Below are 15,731 nucleotides of genomic sequence, written 5' to 3' on the forward strand. Positions count from 1 at the left end.
CCTGATTAAAATAAATGCTTATCATAAAACTCACAGATTTCAATTAATGCTTGTGAGCGTAGCTTATCTATTTCGAACAAGATTTCATGGTGCGCACCTTCAATCACAAGTGGCAATTTTTGCTTTTCTTCTCTTGTTCTGGACTGACTATAACCATCACAGAAAGCCCTTACTCCCCGATTATCCACCACTTTATCTAGCTCAGCTTCAAGTACTAGCAAAGGGGTGTTAATCTCTTTTGCATGTTCAATCAGCCAATCCCCCGTTTCTAGGCTCTCTTTCATCCAATGATAGGTCGGCCCACCTAAGCGTAATTGAGGGAAATCGGCATAGTAACGTAAGTATCGACGATACCTTTCATGGCTATGAGTCAATACATTCAAGATAAATGGCAAAGGAAACCATTTGCCCGTTGATACCGCGTAATTATTTCTTTCTGAAACACTTTGTTCTGCACGGTTAACTAAAAAATTAGCCACCCAGCGTGGTATTGGTAAATTAATCCCAAACATCGGCGCACACAGTGCGGCGGCTTGGAAAGTATCTGGTTTACGTAATAGGTAGCTGGCTAAAATAGCGCCGCCCATCGAATGGGCTAACGCAAAATAGTGCTGATAGTGATAAGGCAAAACTATAGTATCAATAAATGTCGATAAATCATCGACATAATCACTGAATTTTTCTACGTGGCCTTTTTGCGGATCATCTAATAAGCGCCCTGATAATCCTTGCCCCCGATGATCGAGAAGAAAAATATCATAACCAAGATGATAAAAATCGAAGGCCACTTCAGGATATTTTACATAACTTTCACTACGACCAGAGCAGATCACCAACGCTTTTTTGTGTGATGAAGAGCGCCAATGAACATAGCGAATGCTCACGCCATCGACTCCGGTAAATTCGCCTTCCTGTCGTTGGTTCCAAAAGTCCAATAAGATACCATTCGTAAAAGCAGAGAATTGCTTTTCACGAGATAACCACATGTGCTGAAAAAGTGTGGTTGTCATTCGGCTCCTCCTCGTTGGCGCTATTCGAACCCCTCAATATGATCACGGATAAGTGTCATAAATGCTGGCCCAAATCGTTCTAGTTTTCGTTGTCCTACCCCATTGATCAACAACAATTCATCAGGGCAGACAGGGCATTGTTCCGCCATTTCAATCAGTGTGACATCATTAAATACCACAAAGGGTGGAATATTTTCTTCATCAGCAATAGATTTACGTAATTTGCGTAGTTTCGCAAATAATTTCCTATCGTACTGTCGATGACTATTTTTTGTTTGCTGATAACGGCTTTTTGTTGGGCTTAATAGTCGTGGTACTGCCAAGGGTAATGACACCTCACCACGCAATATCGGTCGAGCTATCTCAGTCAATTGTAATGCAGAACGATGAACGATATTTTGCGCAACCATACCTAAATGGATCAATTGGCGGATCACACTCATCCAATATTCATGGCTATGGGCTTTACCAATACCATAAACTGGCAATTTATCATGACCATTATCGCGAATGCGTTGATTATTGGCACCGCGTAAAATTTCAACAATATAACCAATGCCAAAACGTTGTCCGGTACGATAGATGCAAGATAACGCTTTTTGTGCATCCACTAACCCATCATATTGTTTAGGTGGATCAAGGCAAATATCGCAGTTACCACAAGCTTGTTGGCGGTGTTCACCAAAGTAATTAAGTAACACTAAACGTCGACAAGTTTGTGCTTCGGCAAAAGCCCCCATGGCATTTAATTTATGGGATTCAATCGCTTTTTGTTCACTTTCTGGCTTCTCATCTAAACAACGACGTAGCCAAGCCATATCCGCGGGATCATAAAACAGCACCGCTTGTGCAGGTAAACCATCGCGTCCTGCGCGTCCCGTTTCTTGATAGTAAGATTCAATATTACGCGGAATATCAAAATGAACCACAAAACGTACATTGGGTTTATTAATTCCCATGCCGAAAGCGACCGTTGCGACCACAATCTGCAAATCATCGCGTTGAAAAGCATCTTGCACTTTTGCTCGTGTGGCAATATCCATACCCGCATGATAAGCCGCGATACTTAATCCTCGCTTACCTAGTCGTTCAGCGGTCTCTTCTACTTTGCTGCGACTATTACAATAGATAATGCCTGATTTTCCTTTCTGCCCACGAATAAACAGCCAAAGTTGATCGAGCGGTTTATATTTTTCAACTAAAGTATAACGAATATTTGGGCGGTCAAAACTGCTAATATGAACTAAAGGAGTGCGTAACGCGAGCTGATTAATAATGTCATGACGTGTTGTATTATCAGCTGTCGCCGTTAACGCAATAATAGGGACATCAGGAAGATACTGTCTTAATAAGCCAATTCCTCGGTATTCAGGGCGAAAATCATGACCCCATTGAGAAATACAGTGTGCTTCATCCACCGCTAATAAAGCAGGCTGCCATTGCACTAAATGGTGAAGAAAACTCTCCATCATTAGGCGTTCAGGTGCAATATATAACAGTTTTATTTCACCCCGTTGACAACGCATTTGTACTTGCAGTTGTTCATCTCGGCTTTGAGTTGAGTTAAGAAATGCCGCGTCAATACCATGTAAGCAGAGTTGATCAACTTGATCTTTCATTAGGGAAATCAACGGAGAAACAACTACGGTTAAGCCATCAAGCAAAAGCGCAGGTATTTGATAGCAAAGCGATTTTCCCCCTCCCGTCGGCATGACGACTAAACAGTCGCGCCCGGTGATAATGGTATCAATAATCTCTTGCTGGCCTGGTCGAAATTGCTGATAACCAAAGGTTTCGCGCAAAATAACCTGAGCTGATGGCATTGAATTAAGAACTTCTGCTGTGGACACGCCATTCCTCTGAAAAGCTGGTAAGAACGATAATGAGGAGTAAAAGAAAAGGCACCAGTATAAAGGTGCCATCACCACTTGTCGTGTTATGCTACCCTAGAATGAAGAAAATTACAGCATATCATTGAGCATAACGCCGACACCGATACGAGTTTGACGGAAATTATAATCAATCATCGACTCCCCATACCCACTAAATAGTTGGGTATAAAAGCGTACATGCTTGGTAATAGGATAGCTCCAGCCTAGCTCGGCAGCACCGTATCCGCTACTCCAGTTATAACGCCCTGTTAAAGTAAACGTACTTTCGCCTAAACGATAACCCGCTTTTAAGCGGTAATATCCCATATAGCGATTAATATCGGGATTATCATCATTTTTAGCACTTTCATTAAAACGGTACCAAGGTTTCAGATCGAGTTGGAAATTACCTTTTTGCGCCATAAAACGTGCATAAACACGATTCCAACTTCGTGAAGTAGGCTCTGCGCGGCCATTCGATTCATGGTTAAATCCCGTTTCAATTTCTCTTAATGTCCAACCGGCAAATTGATAATCCGTCGCCCAACCTAAAAATAGTTGTGGTTCATAGTTGGTTTCACGAAACGGCGCAGACTCTTTTTTATTACTTAGCTGCCACCAAGAGCGTTGCGTATAGGAAGCCGCTAATACAGAATTTTCCCCGGCAATGCCACGCCACAGCGGGAATGCAAGACTTATCTGAAATTTAACTTCATCTTTTTTAGCCTTATGACCCCAATCATAACTGGCAATCGCCTCTTTATTCATATCGGAGGTTTTTGTGTAAATAATATAATTAGATTCATAAGGGTAAAGTACAAAGGGTGAATCATACTCTTGTAATAGACCGGAAATAATACTGCCCTGAACCAACGGTGTTGGAGATGATACAGGTGATATCTCCGCCGCCACTCCCCATACAGGGTAGGTTAAAATCACCGTGAGTAAAGAACGGATGTAACGCATAGTTAATTATCCTGTATTATTAGTGAACAATATAAAAGATAGCACTTAATATTTGTCGTGAGCGCTTATAAATCAGCTTTATTCGCGTTAGGCGTCCATATTTTACACGTTATTTCCATTAAATCTCATATATTTTCTCGACACTCTATTAACCTGATGAATGGGAAATTACCTTTTTGTCATCTATTATTAACAAAACATTAACCTAATAATAAAATGTCGAGGAACTTTAAAATGGAGAAAATATTAACACTGGAAGAAGCACAAGCGTTGATTGGACATGTTTTTGTCTATCAAATGCCTTTTAATCAACTGATAGGTTTAGAATTAATTCGCTTCGAACAAGATTATGCTGAGATCCAATTTCGCTACCAAGACAAACTGGTTGGCAATATCGCACAACGCATTTTACATGGTGGCATGATAGCCTCGGTGTTAGACGTAAGTGCAGGTTTAGTCTGTGTAGGTAATGCCCTAACACGTCTAGCCCCTATATCCCAAGAGCAACTCGAACAAAAACTGGCCAAAATGGGCACTATCGATCTACGTGTTGATTATTTACGCCCAGGGCGAGGGGAATGTTTTACCGCAAGTAGTCATATACTACGTAGTGGTAATAAAGTTTCTGTGGCAAGGGTTGAATTACACAATGAAAAACAAGTTCATATCGCCAGCGGCACAGCAACTTATATTGTTGGCTGATGCGACTTATCCATTATCTTAGGTAGATTAATATTAATTACTTGTAAAAAAACATGCCTAATGACACATTAGATAATGTCATTGGGTATGATAACCCCGTCACATATTTCATTTCCATCAATACCAGAGATAGCATGAGCCAGAAAAACACTTTAAAAGGCGTTTTATGTGCCCTAGGCGCCTATTTGATCTGGGGTATTGCCCCTGTCTATTTTAAAAGCATTCAAGAAGTGCCCGCAGAAGAGATCTTAACACACCGTATTTTATGGTCATTCTTCTTTATGTTGCTTTTAATGTCGATCACTCGCCATTGGCCCTATTTACGCCAACTTGTTCGTCAGCCCAAAAAAGTACTAATGTTAGCACTTACTGCGGTGATTATTGCCAGTAACTGGCTTATCTATATATGGGCGGTTAACCACGGATTTATGTTAGAAGCCAGCCTTGGTTACTTTATTAATCCATTAGTTAATGTGTTATTCGGTATGATTTTTTTAGGCGAGCGCTTTCGCCGTATGCAATGGTTCGCCGTAAGTTTAGCCTTTACTGGCGTCTTTATCCAATTATGGCAATTCGGCTCTGTACCTGTTATCGGCCTTAGTTTAGCAGTCACATTCGGCCTATATGGACTATTACGTAAAAAACTTGGGGTAGATGCACAAACGGGTATGACAATAGAAACACTGTGGCTGTTTCCTGTTGCTTTAGTTTATATCCTCTTTTTTACCCATTCACCCACCAGCAATATGTTAGAAAATAGCTGGTCGCTAAATACATTACTGATTGCTGCAGGGGTTATCACCACCGTACCCTTACTGCTCTTTACCGAAGCAGCTCAACATTTGCGTCTATCTACCCTAGGATTTTTCCAGTATATAGGACCCACATTGATGTTTATTCTCGCCACTATGGTGTATGGAGAACAAATCGATGCGGAGCGTTTAGTGACCTTTGGGTTTATTTGGGTCGCCCTTATCTTATTTACTTTAGATGCACTCTACACTCAGCAACGTTTAAGACGAAGTTAGCACATACTTACTATTGAGCTAAATTATCAATACTAATGAAAGCGCCAGAAAGATACCCCTTTCTGGCAGGGCTTGAGTGCTCTTCTTTTGTATTACAACCCATTGCTATCGCTTCTATACGGCGTTGTGAGCGTCTAAAGAATGTTGATGTAGAATTAGTTGCAATACGGATAGCACCGATCACCCCACTTAAATAGAGATTCATGCGCGGCACAAAATCACGTTGATGTCGTAATAATCGACAATAGAGATCTTCTTCAAACGGGTTGGCAGGAGCACTAGGCTGGTAAGTATCAAAACGCTGCTCATAAATAGGCTCCACAGGGGGCATTTTATCAACAGAGAAATCCTCAGTGATTTTTGTCACAGGCTTAATTGGATAATAAGTATCAAATAATACAGAAGTAATTTTCATCAGCTAACTCCGTTAAAATAATCTGTAACGGAATTATTAATTCGGTTAATTATATGTTCATTAAAAAAAACACCCTTAACTATCTTCTAGATTAGTAAGGGTGTTTTTTTATATTGCTCTCTTTTAAAAAATTAACAGTGTCAATAAATAGCCAATCACTCTAATCGTGCAAAAGCAGCAACCAACCACTTAATACCTTCACCATTAAAGGCTATTTGTAATCGGCAGTGTTCACCGCTACCTTCGATATTAATAATAGTACCTTCACCAAATTTAGGGTGCTTAACCCGTTGACCAAGGGAGTAACCTGTATCATTACTAACAATCGGTGTACCTAAACGATGATGATTCACGGGACGTGAAACCGTCGCCCGTAACCGTACTTCTTCAACACACTCTTTTGGTAACTCGCCAATAAAGCGCGAAGGTCGATGGCTCACTTCTTTACCATATAAACGGCGGTTTTCAGCGTAAGTAAGTGTTAACTTTTTCATGGCACGCGTCACGCCAACATAAGCTAGCCGACGCTCTTCTTCTAAGCGCCCACCTTCATCCAAGGACATCTGGCTTGGGAACATGCCTTCTTCAACCCCGACAATAAACACTTGTGAGAACTCTAGCCCTTTCGCCGAGTGTAGTGTCATCAATTGAACAGCATCTTGATACGCATCAGCCTGTCCTTCTCCTGATTCTAATGCCGCATGAGAGAGAAAAGCTTGCAATGGCATTAAATCTTCGTCTTCATCTTGATAGCTAAATTGACGAGTCGCCGTCACCAGCTCTTCCAAGTTTTCAATCCGCGCTTGTGCTTTTTCACCCTTTTCCTGCTCATACATCGCTTTTAAGCCAGAATCGCGAATAATACGGTCTGTTTGCACATGCAACGGCATATCCGCTGTTTCATTTGCTAACGTCTCAATTAATTCTAAAAAGCGCGCAATTGCCGCAATAGCCCGGCCTGCTAGCATTTTATGCTCGATAACCTGTAATGCACTTTCCCATAATGTGATTTGGTTATCTCTGGCTACTTGGCGAACCACATCTAAGGTTCTATCACCAATTCCACGCGTTGGCGTATTCACAACACGTTCAAAAGAGGCATCATCGTGACGATTCGCTGTTAAACGCATATAAGAGAGGGCATCTTTGATCTCTTGACGTTCGAAGAAACGCTGTCCACCATAAATACGATAAGGCATATTCGCTTGTAATAGCGCTTCTTCCATGATGCGCGATTGGGCATTACTACGATAAAGAATGGCACAATCTGCAAGGGCGCCTCCCTCTTCATGCCAACGCTTAATACGCCCTACTACATAACGCGCTTCATCTAGGTCGTTAAATGCACAATAGAGTGAAATCGGCTCGCCTTCAGCCCCTTCTGTCCATAGGTTTTTACCTAAGCGATCGCTATTATTAGCAATTAAGGCATTAGCGGCTTTTAGAATATTACTGGTGGAGCGGTAATTTTGCTCTAAGCGGATGGTTTCAGCGCCGGGAAATTCATTTAAAAAGTTTTGAATATTTTCAACTTGAGCCCCACGCCAACCGTAAATAGATTGATCATCATCACCGACGATCATCACCTTACCAGTCTGTCCTGCCAACATCCTGATCCAAGCATATTGAATACGGTTAGTATCTTGGAATTCATCCACTAAGATATTGGTAAAACGGTGTTGATAGTGTTCTAGAATTTGTGGTTTATTCAGCCACAACTCATGGGCACGCAATAACAACTCCGCAAAGTCCACTAAGCCTGCACGATCACAAGCTTCTTGATAAGCTTGATAGACTTTTAACCATGTGGTTTCCACGGGGTTACCATAGGTCTGAATATGTTGTGGGCGGAGTCCCTCATCTTTCTTTCCATTGATATACCACATACCTTGACGAGGAGGCCATTGCTTATCATCAAGAGCCATGGATTTTACGATACGACGAATTAAACGGTATTGATCATCACTATCAATGATTTGGAAGTCTTGAGGTAAACCAGCATCAAGATAATGCGCCCGTAATAAACGATGGGCGAGACTATGGAAGGTACCTATCCACATTCCCCCTTGACTAGTACCAATCAAGTCCTCAATACGATGACGCATTTCTGCTGCAGCTTTATTAGTAAATGTTACCGCCATAATGGAAAAAGGAGAGGCTTGTTCAACAGATAATAACCAAGCAATGCGATGTACTAATACGCGTGTTTTACCACTACCAGCACCTGCAAGTACCAGCATATTTACACGCGGTGCTGCAACGGCTTCGCGCTGTTTATCGTTAAGGCCTTCGAGCAGATATGAGACGTCCATAATTACCAATCATTGAGTGAAGAGAAATACTGTGGATATATACAGAAGTTAGTTTATTAAGCAACAAACTAACAGGATTTTACGCCCGATGCAAAACTATGCCCACTGAAAAGTGGATAAAGACCTGCACAGAGCGCGTCTATGACTAAATTAATTCAACCAGTTTAGCTAATTCAGTGATCTCAATATGAGGCATAACGCGTGTTTCACCTTCAGTAAACAAACTGCGATTATCTAAATTAATCCAACACGCCTGTAATCCACTTTTAACCGCGCCCTCTACATCCGTCACTAGATGATCGCCTACATGCAAAATATTCTGATGAGGGAGTTTAAGTAACGAAGCTGCCTTATCAAACATATCAGGATAAGGCTTAGAGCGCCCATCAGGCCCTGCCTTTAAAATATGTGTAAAGTATTGCCCCAACCCACAGCTTAATGGATTAGCATTACCATTAGTAATAGCGATTAATGGGATTTTTTCCGCCAGTTGTGTCAACACGTGATGGGTATTGTTAGGGACATTAATACGGCTACGCCAATAAGCAAAATGAGCCATAATTTCATCAGCACCTTGCTGTGCTTTAGTTTCACTATAGCCATAGTCTAACAACATATTTTTAGCCGCTAACCAACGCCACTGAGTGATATCGTGAAAAATATCAGGATTATTTTCTAATAGTGGCTGTTTGTAAGCATCTACATCATGTTCAGTAAAATGGTGAAAACGCTCATCATACTGACGGATAAACGCTAAGGTCTCTTCTTCTGTTTTATCCATCACAGGAACATTGTCATACAGCGTATCGTCTAAATCAAAAGTCATCGCTGCAATCGGCATCAGAGTGCGATAAAAGTGCATTATGATTTTTCTCTCTTAGCTCTTGGATGAGCAGCATCATAGACTTTCGCTAAATGCTGAAAATCTAAGTGAGTATAAACTTGTGTGGTTGATAAATTAGCGTGGCCTAATAGCTCTTGTACTGCTCGCAAATCACCACTTGATTCAAGTAAATGAGTGGCAAAAGAGTGGCGCAGTTTATGAGGATTGACATGGCTACTGAGTCCTTGTTTCACCCCCCAAAGTTCAAAACGTTTTTGCACACTGCGAACAGATAATCGTTTACCGCTTTTCGTTGAGATAAAAACCGCAGTATCCTCAGGAGAATACAGCTCCCGCATGGCAAACCAATGCTGTAACCACTCTACGGCTTTTCTTCCCAAGGGAACTTTACGCTCTTTACTGCCTTTACCTAATACTCGGACTTCGCCTTCTTGGAGATCAATATCATTGATATTTAAGTTAGTCAGTTCAGATAAACGTAATCCAGCGCCATACATCACTTCCAGCATCGTTCTATCCCTTACAGAGAGGGGATCTTTTAAGTCGATATTCATCAATTGACTGACTTCATCAACATCCATATTTTTAGGCAAGTGACGACCTGATTTGGGTGTTCGAACCCCTTTGGCGGGGTTTACTGCTAACATTCCTTGAGAAACTTGCCAATCAAGGAAGCTACGCAATGCTGAAAAGCGCAATGCTAAACTTGCAGGTTGTAATCCACTGCGATGGCTTTTAGCCAATAACATACGCACATGTTGGCTTTCCAGTAACGACCATTGGTTGATTTTTATTGCAACCATCATTTGTGCAATGGTCATTAATTGTCGCTGGTAATTTTCTACCGTTACCGGACTTAATCGCCGTTCAACTTCGATATAACTTAAGAAGCTATCAATGGCTAATGAGAGTGTTTCAGGGACGTCAATAATTTGGCTCATTGTCTTGCGATCCAGCGAGTTAATAACTCAGGTAATATCTGTGCGAGTTTATCCAACATTGCCGTTCCCATACCTTCTTGAAAATGTTGGCTATCTCGACTATTAAAAATGATCACCCCTAAATCGCCATAATGCCCTAATAATGAGAGTGCCACAGAGCCAGAACGACGAACATTAGGCATTAATAACATGATTTCTTGGCCATTTAATGGCCCCAAATAGTGATTATTATCGCCCATACGCTGAATACGGAAATGCTCAAATGTTTGACGAGATAGTGCGAGTGTTTGAGCATCTAAAGGAGGTTGTAATTGCCAACGATCGGTGAAAAGACGCAGTTGCACTGAGTAAAGCCCTAACTCCTTCGCCCAAAGATTTAACCGTTCCAGCATTTCCTTTAATGAATTACAGCGGGATAACTCAGAGATAAGCCTTAGTAATTGGCTAAATAGAGATTCATTTTCTGCAGCTTGCTCAATCAACAAACGCATATCCTCTTCAAGATAATGAATACGTGTTCGCTGACGTGACATTATCCACTCAACTAATGAGATACTCCCTCTTACTGGGTGAGGAACTTGCATTTGCTCAATATAGCTGGCATTACGGATAAAGAAACCAGGATGCTCCTTGAGATAATCAATGATGGTTTGATCGTTGAGTTCGTTTTTCTCAGGGTAACAAAACTGCTCATTCTTATCCGTCATACCAAGCACCTCTCAAAAATAATATTATAGCTGGATTGTTCCATCATAAATATGCACAGCAGGTCCTGTCATATAAAGTGGGTTTCCTGTACCTTTCCATTCAATTGATAATGATCCACCCGGTAAATTAACTTTCACTTTTCTATCTAATAAACCTTGGGAGATCCCCACCGCGACAGCGGCACAGGCACCGCTTCCACAAGCTTGAGTTTCTCCAGCACCACGTTCAAATACCCGTAAATGCAATGTATTTCTATCAACCACCTGCATAAAACCAATATTGGCGCGCTCTGGAAAGCGTTCGTGTTGTTCCAATACTGAGCCCAATGACTCAACTTCCGCAGTTTTGATATCCTCCACTTGGATCACGCAGTGCGGATTTCCCATTGACACCACACCACATAGAACTGTTCGTTCCATCGCTCTGATAATATAGGTTTTTTCTACTTTTTGAGCACGAAACGGTACTTTTTGTGGTTCAAACTCTGGCTCTCCCATATTGACACAAACATCTTCATTATCCATAACATGTAAGGTCATTCTGCCAGACTGGGTACTGACTTTTATTTCTCTTTTATTTGTAAGCCCTTTTAGTCTCACAAATCGAGCAAAACAGCGAGCACCATTGCCACATTGTGCGACTTCACTCCCATCAGCATTAAAAATGCGGTAATGAAAGTCCAATTCAGGATCATAAGGTGCTTCAACTACTAACAGTTGATCAAACCCAACACCAGTATGTCGATTGGCTAACCGGCAAATTAATTCTGGTGAAAAATAAACATTTTGGGTAACAGCATCAACAACCATAAAGTCATTGCCTAACCCATGCATTTTTGAAAATTGCATCTTAACCCTGCCTGAAACGGGTGTCCCGTTTCTAATATTGACTAATTGTTTTGTGTTGAGGAAGTCTCAACTTGCTGGGTTGGCTGGGATGACTGAGTCATATTTGCCTGAGTATCTTCAGGCGGGAAATAGAGAGGGCCTTTCAAGCCACAACCAGAAAGAGAAATCAGTGTTATTATAGCAAGGGTGCAACGTAAATACGTTTTCATTCGAAATCTGCCTATCATTAATTTGGTTAATATCCTCTATAATCGCAGTTAGATCTCGAAAAGCAAATAGGAAAATGAAGATGAACGATAGTGAATTTCACCAATTAGCTGACGAATTGATGTCAGAAATAGAACAAACCATTGATAATTATGAAGGTGATGCGGATATTGATTGTGAAATCAATGGTGGCGTAATGACATTAACCTTTGAAAATAATAGTAAAATTATCATTAATCGTCAGGAAGCCTTTCATCAAGTATGGTTAGCAACGCGTTCTGGCGGTTATCATTTTGATTGGAAAGGTACACAGTGGGTTTGCGATCGTAGTGGCGGGGAATTTTTAACCATGTTGGCTCAAGCAATCAGCGAACAAAGTGGTGAAGCATTTTCTTTTTAACACAGACAACTAAGTGATGGGTGCGGAAAAGTCCCCATCACTTCTCTATCGGCTTTGCCGTGTCGATGATCAGTGATGATGTACAGCCTGATAGTCATTAAATCCTTGAATAGGCTTAGTACTCATCTCTTCTTTTGGCGCTGTTTTACCTAGATCACTTAGCTTACCAAACGATCCCCCAGCAAAAGGCAGTACTTGCGTTGCTCCATCCACTTTCACGATTTGATAAAACTGTGGCAAATTGAAGTTGATAAAGCTTGAGCCATAAGTAAAGCGATCATGAGATGAAGAGTAAAAACGGCTGACATCTTTTACTAGCTCTTCTTTACTGCCTTCGCAGTGAGAATAAATCTCCACTCGATTAGCTTCATCTAAGATATAGATATTAAAGACATTATTATCCTCTGTTGTTTCAAAGAAGAACTGAATAATCCCTTCACAAGCAAAACCATCAATCACCGCGGGCAGATAACGGGCATCTTTACCTAATTTAACGGGTAATCCATGCAATTTGTTGTATGAAATAGCCCCATAAAATTCAATGGCATTCTCCAACTTTTGCACAGAAACATTAAGACGTTCAAAGAACAATCCCCATGTTTGCCCTGCAATACGTAATGCTTTAAAACGCCCTGGCTCTAATCTATTGGTTGATAAACGCAATTCAATACATTCTGAGACTAACTGTTGAACACGGGTGCGAATTAAACCACGTAGATGCTGGCTATAACAAAAAACTTCAACCGATGCAGGTGGGGCCGCATCTTGGTGCATTTTACCTAAAATAGTTTTTAACGATTCCAACATCGATTGCGTACCATTAAAATGCAGCGTTCTCACTTCATTCCAAGAGTTACGATAGAGCAAATCGATACTGCCAATTAAGCATTGCTCTTCCTCGCCAAAGCTAAATACATCCAACTTTCTAAAATCAAAATGCACCACTTGATCAGAAAAACGCTCTGTTGGGTCGACTTCTAAATTGACAATAATGGCTAAATGTCTAATTTCACAAGGGCTATACAGTGCTTTAGGCGTCGGGGCAGGTAAACGAATAGGAAAATGACTCGAGATATCCCGCACTAATTCATGAAGTTTAATTTCATCACAAGAGGAGTCACCTTGATGAATATAAACCTGTGAATCTTTAGTAAGTAACCCATTAAAATAAGACCACGCCACTAATTTATTTAAGTAACGGTTATATTCTAACGGTTGATGACCAACAATATGTGCAAAATCAGGAGCCCGATTATAAAGATACCAACCACTACGATTAGCGCGTCCCGGTGGCACATAGATAAAGGTTAAATGAGGCTCGGATAAATCAGGAGAAATCTGTGGATTAACCAGGGTTACTTTACCCGGTAGCGCTTCAAAAGCGGCATAAAGCTTACGTGTTAATACACCAATATCTTGTGGACTAGCACTGACACTTAAGTTATTACGGCGCGCAAAACGAATAAGATTACGATAGCTTTGCATCATCGTATCTAATAATTCATTATGTGCGTTACGAACGCGCTCTATTTTCCAGCTATCACGATTATCTAATATCGCTAAACGTTCGTGATCCCACTGCCACTGCGTGACTAACTGAGATAATACTTGGCGTCGCCAACCTGCAGGTTCATTCTCATTTTTTTCATTAGATAATTTTTCACAAACTTTCAGGTAGAAACAGCGACGGATTAAATCAAGGCGGGTTAAATCATTAATCGAAACTAAATAGCGGGTTACGCGCTCAAGCATCATACAATATGCATCTAAACCGTAATTTACGATTTCACCACGATGAAGATGCTGTTTCATTTCTAATGCCAACAATTTGCCATTAGGGTAATCCGCGGAATAGGCTTCCAATAAAATACTTTTTAATACGGCTTTATAAGGTGAATCAACACTCTTATAGAGTTGCCACAGGCTTGCACCAAAATACTCTTCGGCAGAAAGCTCACCTAATCCACCTAAATCAAGCCATTCATTGGGCGTTAATACACCTTGGGCATAGAGTGAATTAACATATTCATCGTAATGGTACTCTTCTTCTACTGGTACCATCGTCCATAACAAACGTTTACCTGCAAGGCGAACAGCTGTACGGTAGAACTCATCAAGTAACAGGATATGCTGAGTTGAGCCGCAATCTTCCCCACCTAAGCTACCACTTGCATGATGACGGAAGCGGTTCTCATCAATTAAGAAAAAAGTAACATCAATACCTAATTCTCCCGCCCATTGTTCGATCAGTAAACATTTACGTTGTAAACGTGCACGCTCATCTTGGTCCAGCCAAGATTGGTGACAGACCCAAATATCAATATCGGAGCAGTGACTTTGCCCAATCGAGGAAGTACTTCCCATCGAATAGATACCCGTAATAGGTAACTCTCCGCTGGTGTATCCATTCATTGGCTCATCACATGATGCATTAGTCAGCTTATTGACCCATTGACGTTGCACGTCATCAGGTTCAAAGAAACATGTACCATGAGGGACATTTCCTTGAATATAGCCTGGCAACTGAGGGTGGTGGTAATGCAGTAAAACAGGAATTAAACCATACACCTGTTTAAACACATCACTCATCGATGCAAATGCACGTTCCAGCCTGAGTTGATTAATCGCATCCAGCCGTTGCTTCAGTGTTTCAATATAAAGATACAAGAGTTTCGCCTGAACAATACTAAGAAAATAGTAGAATCTGAGTTTATAAATTACCGAGCTTTAATTATTCAATTATTAATAGATAAAACTTTACTAACAAAATCTCGGAAACGTGATCAATTTAACACCTTGCAAGCAAGGCGTAAAGAGGATCTCAAAATATAGCACCAAGATCTAAATTGCTTTTTTAGACGCTTAATCGTATAAAGCAGAGTAAATAATGACTTTTATATCATAAAGATAGTCTATTTTACTTATAGAGAAAACATATAGAAAAAAGTGTTGATCGGCCATAAAACAGCTAAAATCGACGAGTTACCTTGTGATAACAAGTTGAAAAAAATACTTACCTTTACCTAAAAAAGAGTAAAAAAATAATAATAAACATAACCCATTGATATATAATAACTATATATAGTGTTGCTTTTTTTTATGAATTATCTATAAAAATAAGTAAATAATAACAATATAAACAATAAAATTAATTAAAGACATATTCAAACTTCATCATTGTCTATTTAAATAAAATTTAAATTTTCATTATTTATTTAATTATTTTATTTCTTTTTTATTAATTAATATTTTTGTTAATTTTTTGGGTGGTTTTATATTATAGAAAAAATAGATAGAAAAGGGTCACATTAAAATAATGGTTGTTTTATCAATGTGTTCAGAAAATTCTGTAAGTCTCTCCTTTCTCTCCTCTCACCATTGTTAAATGAATTAATTTAATGTTTAAATATTGTAAATAACCACACTTTTTATATAGATATAAAACAGTAAAAAGATAAAAATAACGATTTTTACTATTT

The 15,731-nt window shown here is 40.2% G+C and carries 14 protein-coding genes; 3 read left to right on the forward strand and 11 right to left on the reverse strand.

What is annotated here, in order from left to right:
* Positions 1–5: 5 nt before the first annotated feature.
* From pldB to pldA, 3 genes are all read right to left on the reverse strand, one after another.
* On the reverse strand, positions 6–1,010 hold the full coding sequence (gene pldB / locus ACYUCW_RS02315) for a lysophospholipase L2 (RefSeq protein ID WP_004249650.1): 1,005 nt from the start codon (positions 1,008–1,010) through the stop codon (positions 6–8).
* A 20-nt stretch (positions 1,011–1,030) separates the two neighbouring features.
* Positions 1,031–2,860 carry an ATP-dependent DNA helicase RecQ gene (gene recQ / locus ACYUCW_RS02320; RefSeq protein ID WP_004246318.1) on the reverse strand — a complete coding sequence of 610 codons (1,830 nt, stop codon included), beginning with the start codon at positions 2,858–2,860 and terminating at the stop codon, positions 1,031–1,033.
* A gap of 111 nt (positions 2,861–2,971) precedes the next feature.
* Positions 2,972–3,847 (reverse strand): phospholipase A, encoded by an 876-nt coding sequence (pldA, locus tag ACYUCW_RS02325; protein WP_004246319.1) that lies wholly within the window; start codon positions 3,845–3,847, stop codon positions 2,972–2,974.
* 234 nt (positions 3,848–4,081) lie between these two features.
* Here pldA and ACYUCW_RS02330 point away from each other — a divergent pair, with 234 nt between their 5' ends.
* Both ACYUCW_RS02330 and rarD read left to right on the forward strand, forming a co-directional pair.
* Complete coding sequence (locus tag ACYUCW_RS02330) at positions 4,082–4,549, forward strand: thioesterase family protein (RefSeq protein WP_004249652.1); 468 nt, start codon at positions 4,082–4,084, stop codon at positions 4,547–4,549.
* 134 nt (positions 4,550–4,683) lie between these two features.
* Entirely contained in the window at positions 4,684–5,577 is an 894-nt protein-coding gene (rarD, locus tag ACYUCW_RS02335; RefSeq protein WP_004249653.1) for an EamA family transporter RarD, read from the forward strand.
* A 10-nt stretch (positions 5,578–5,587) separates the two neighbouring features.
* Here the strand turns inward: rarD and ACYUCW_RS02340 are convergent, their stop codons facing one another.
* The 7 genes from ACYUCW_RS02340 to lptM form a co-directional block, all read right to left on the reverse strand.
* Complete coding sequence (locus ACYUCW_RS02340; protein ID WP_163748399.1) at positions 5,588–5,992, reverse strand: hypothetical protein; 405 nt, start codon at positions 5,990–5,992, stop codon at positions 5,588–5,590.
* A gap of 155 nt (positions 5,993–6,147) precedes the next feature.
* Positions 6,148–8,304 (reverse strand): DNA helicase II, encoded by a 2,157-nt coding sequence (gene uvrD / locus ACYUCW_RS02345; RefSeq protein ID WP_004246323.1) that lies wholly within the window; start codon positions 8,302–8,304, stop codon positions 6,148–6,150.
* 145 nt (positions 8,305–8,449) lie between these two features.
* Positions 8,450–9,166, reverse strand: coding sequence for a 5-amino-6-(5-phospho-D-ribitylamino)uracil phosphatase YigB (gene yigB / locus ACYUCW_RS02350; protein ID WP_012368708.1), 717 nt, complete (start codon positions 9,164–9,166; stop codon positions 8,450–8,452).
* A complete protein-coding gene (gene xerC, locus ACYUCW_RS02355; protein WP_004246325.1) occupies positions 9,166–10,089 on the reverse strand; it encodes a tyrosine recombinase XerC in 924 nt (307 codons plus the stop codon). The genes yigB and xerC overlap by 1 nt, the downstream gene beginning before the upstream one ends.
* Positions 10,086–10,796: a DUF484 domain-containing protein gene (locus ACYUCW_RS02360; protein WP_004246326.1), complete on the reverse strand. Its 711-nt coding sequence runs from the start codon at positions 10,794–10,796 to the stop codon at positions 10,086–10,088. Before ACYUCW_RS02360 ends, xerC begins: the two co-directional genes overlap by 4 nt.
* A 24-nt stretch (positions 10,797–10,820) precedes the next feature.
* Complete coding sequence (dapF, locus tag ACYUCW_RS02365) at positions 10,821–11,645, reverse strand: diaminopimelate epimerase (RefSeq protein ID WP_004246327.1); 825 nt, start codon at positions 11,643–11,645, stop codon at positions 10,821–10,823.
* Between the two features lie 41 nt (positions 11,646–11,686).
* Entirely contained in the window at positions 11,687–11,854 is a 168-nt protein-coding gene (lptM, locus tag ACYUCW_RS02370; RefSeq protein ID WP_004246328.1) for an LPS translocon maturation chaperone LptM, read from the reverse strand.
* 80 nt (positions 11,855–11,934) lie between these two features.
* Between lptM and cyaY the strand changes: the two genes are divergently transcribed.
* Positions 11,935–12,252 carry an iron donor protein CyaY gene (gene cyaY, locus ACYUCW_RS02375; RefSeq protein WP_036969605.1) on the forward strand — a complete coding sequence of 106 codons (318 nt, stop codon included), beginning with the start codon at positions 11,935–11,937 and terminating at the stop codon, positions 12,250–12,252.
* 69 nt (positions 12,253–12,321) lie between these two features.
* Here cyaY and ACYUCW_RS02380 read toward each other — a convergent pair whose 3' ends face one another.
* Positions 12,322–14,919 carry a class I adenylate cyclase gene (locus tag ACYUCW_RS02380; protein WP_004246330.1) on the reverse strand — a complete coding sequence of 866 codons (2,598 nt, stop codon included), beginning with the start codon at positions 14,917–14,919 and terminating at the stop codon, positions 12,322–12,324.
* Positions 14,920–15,731 lie beyond the last annotated feature (812 nt).

The organism is Proteus sp. MB838, from assembly GCF_054767435.1.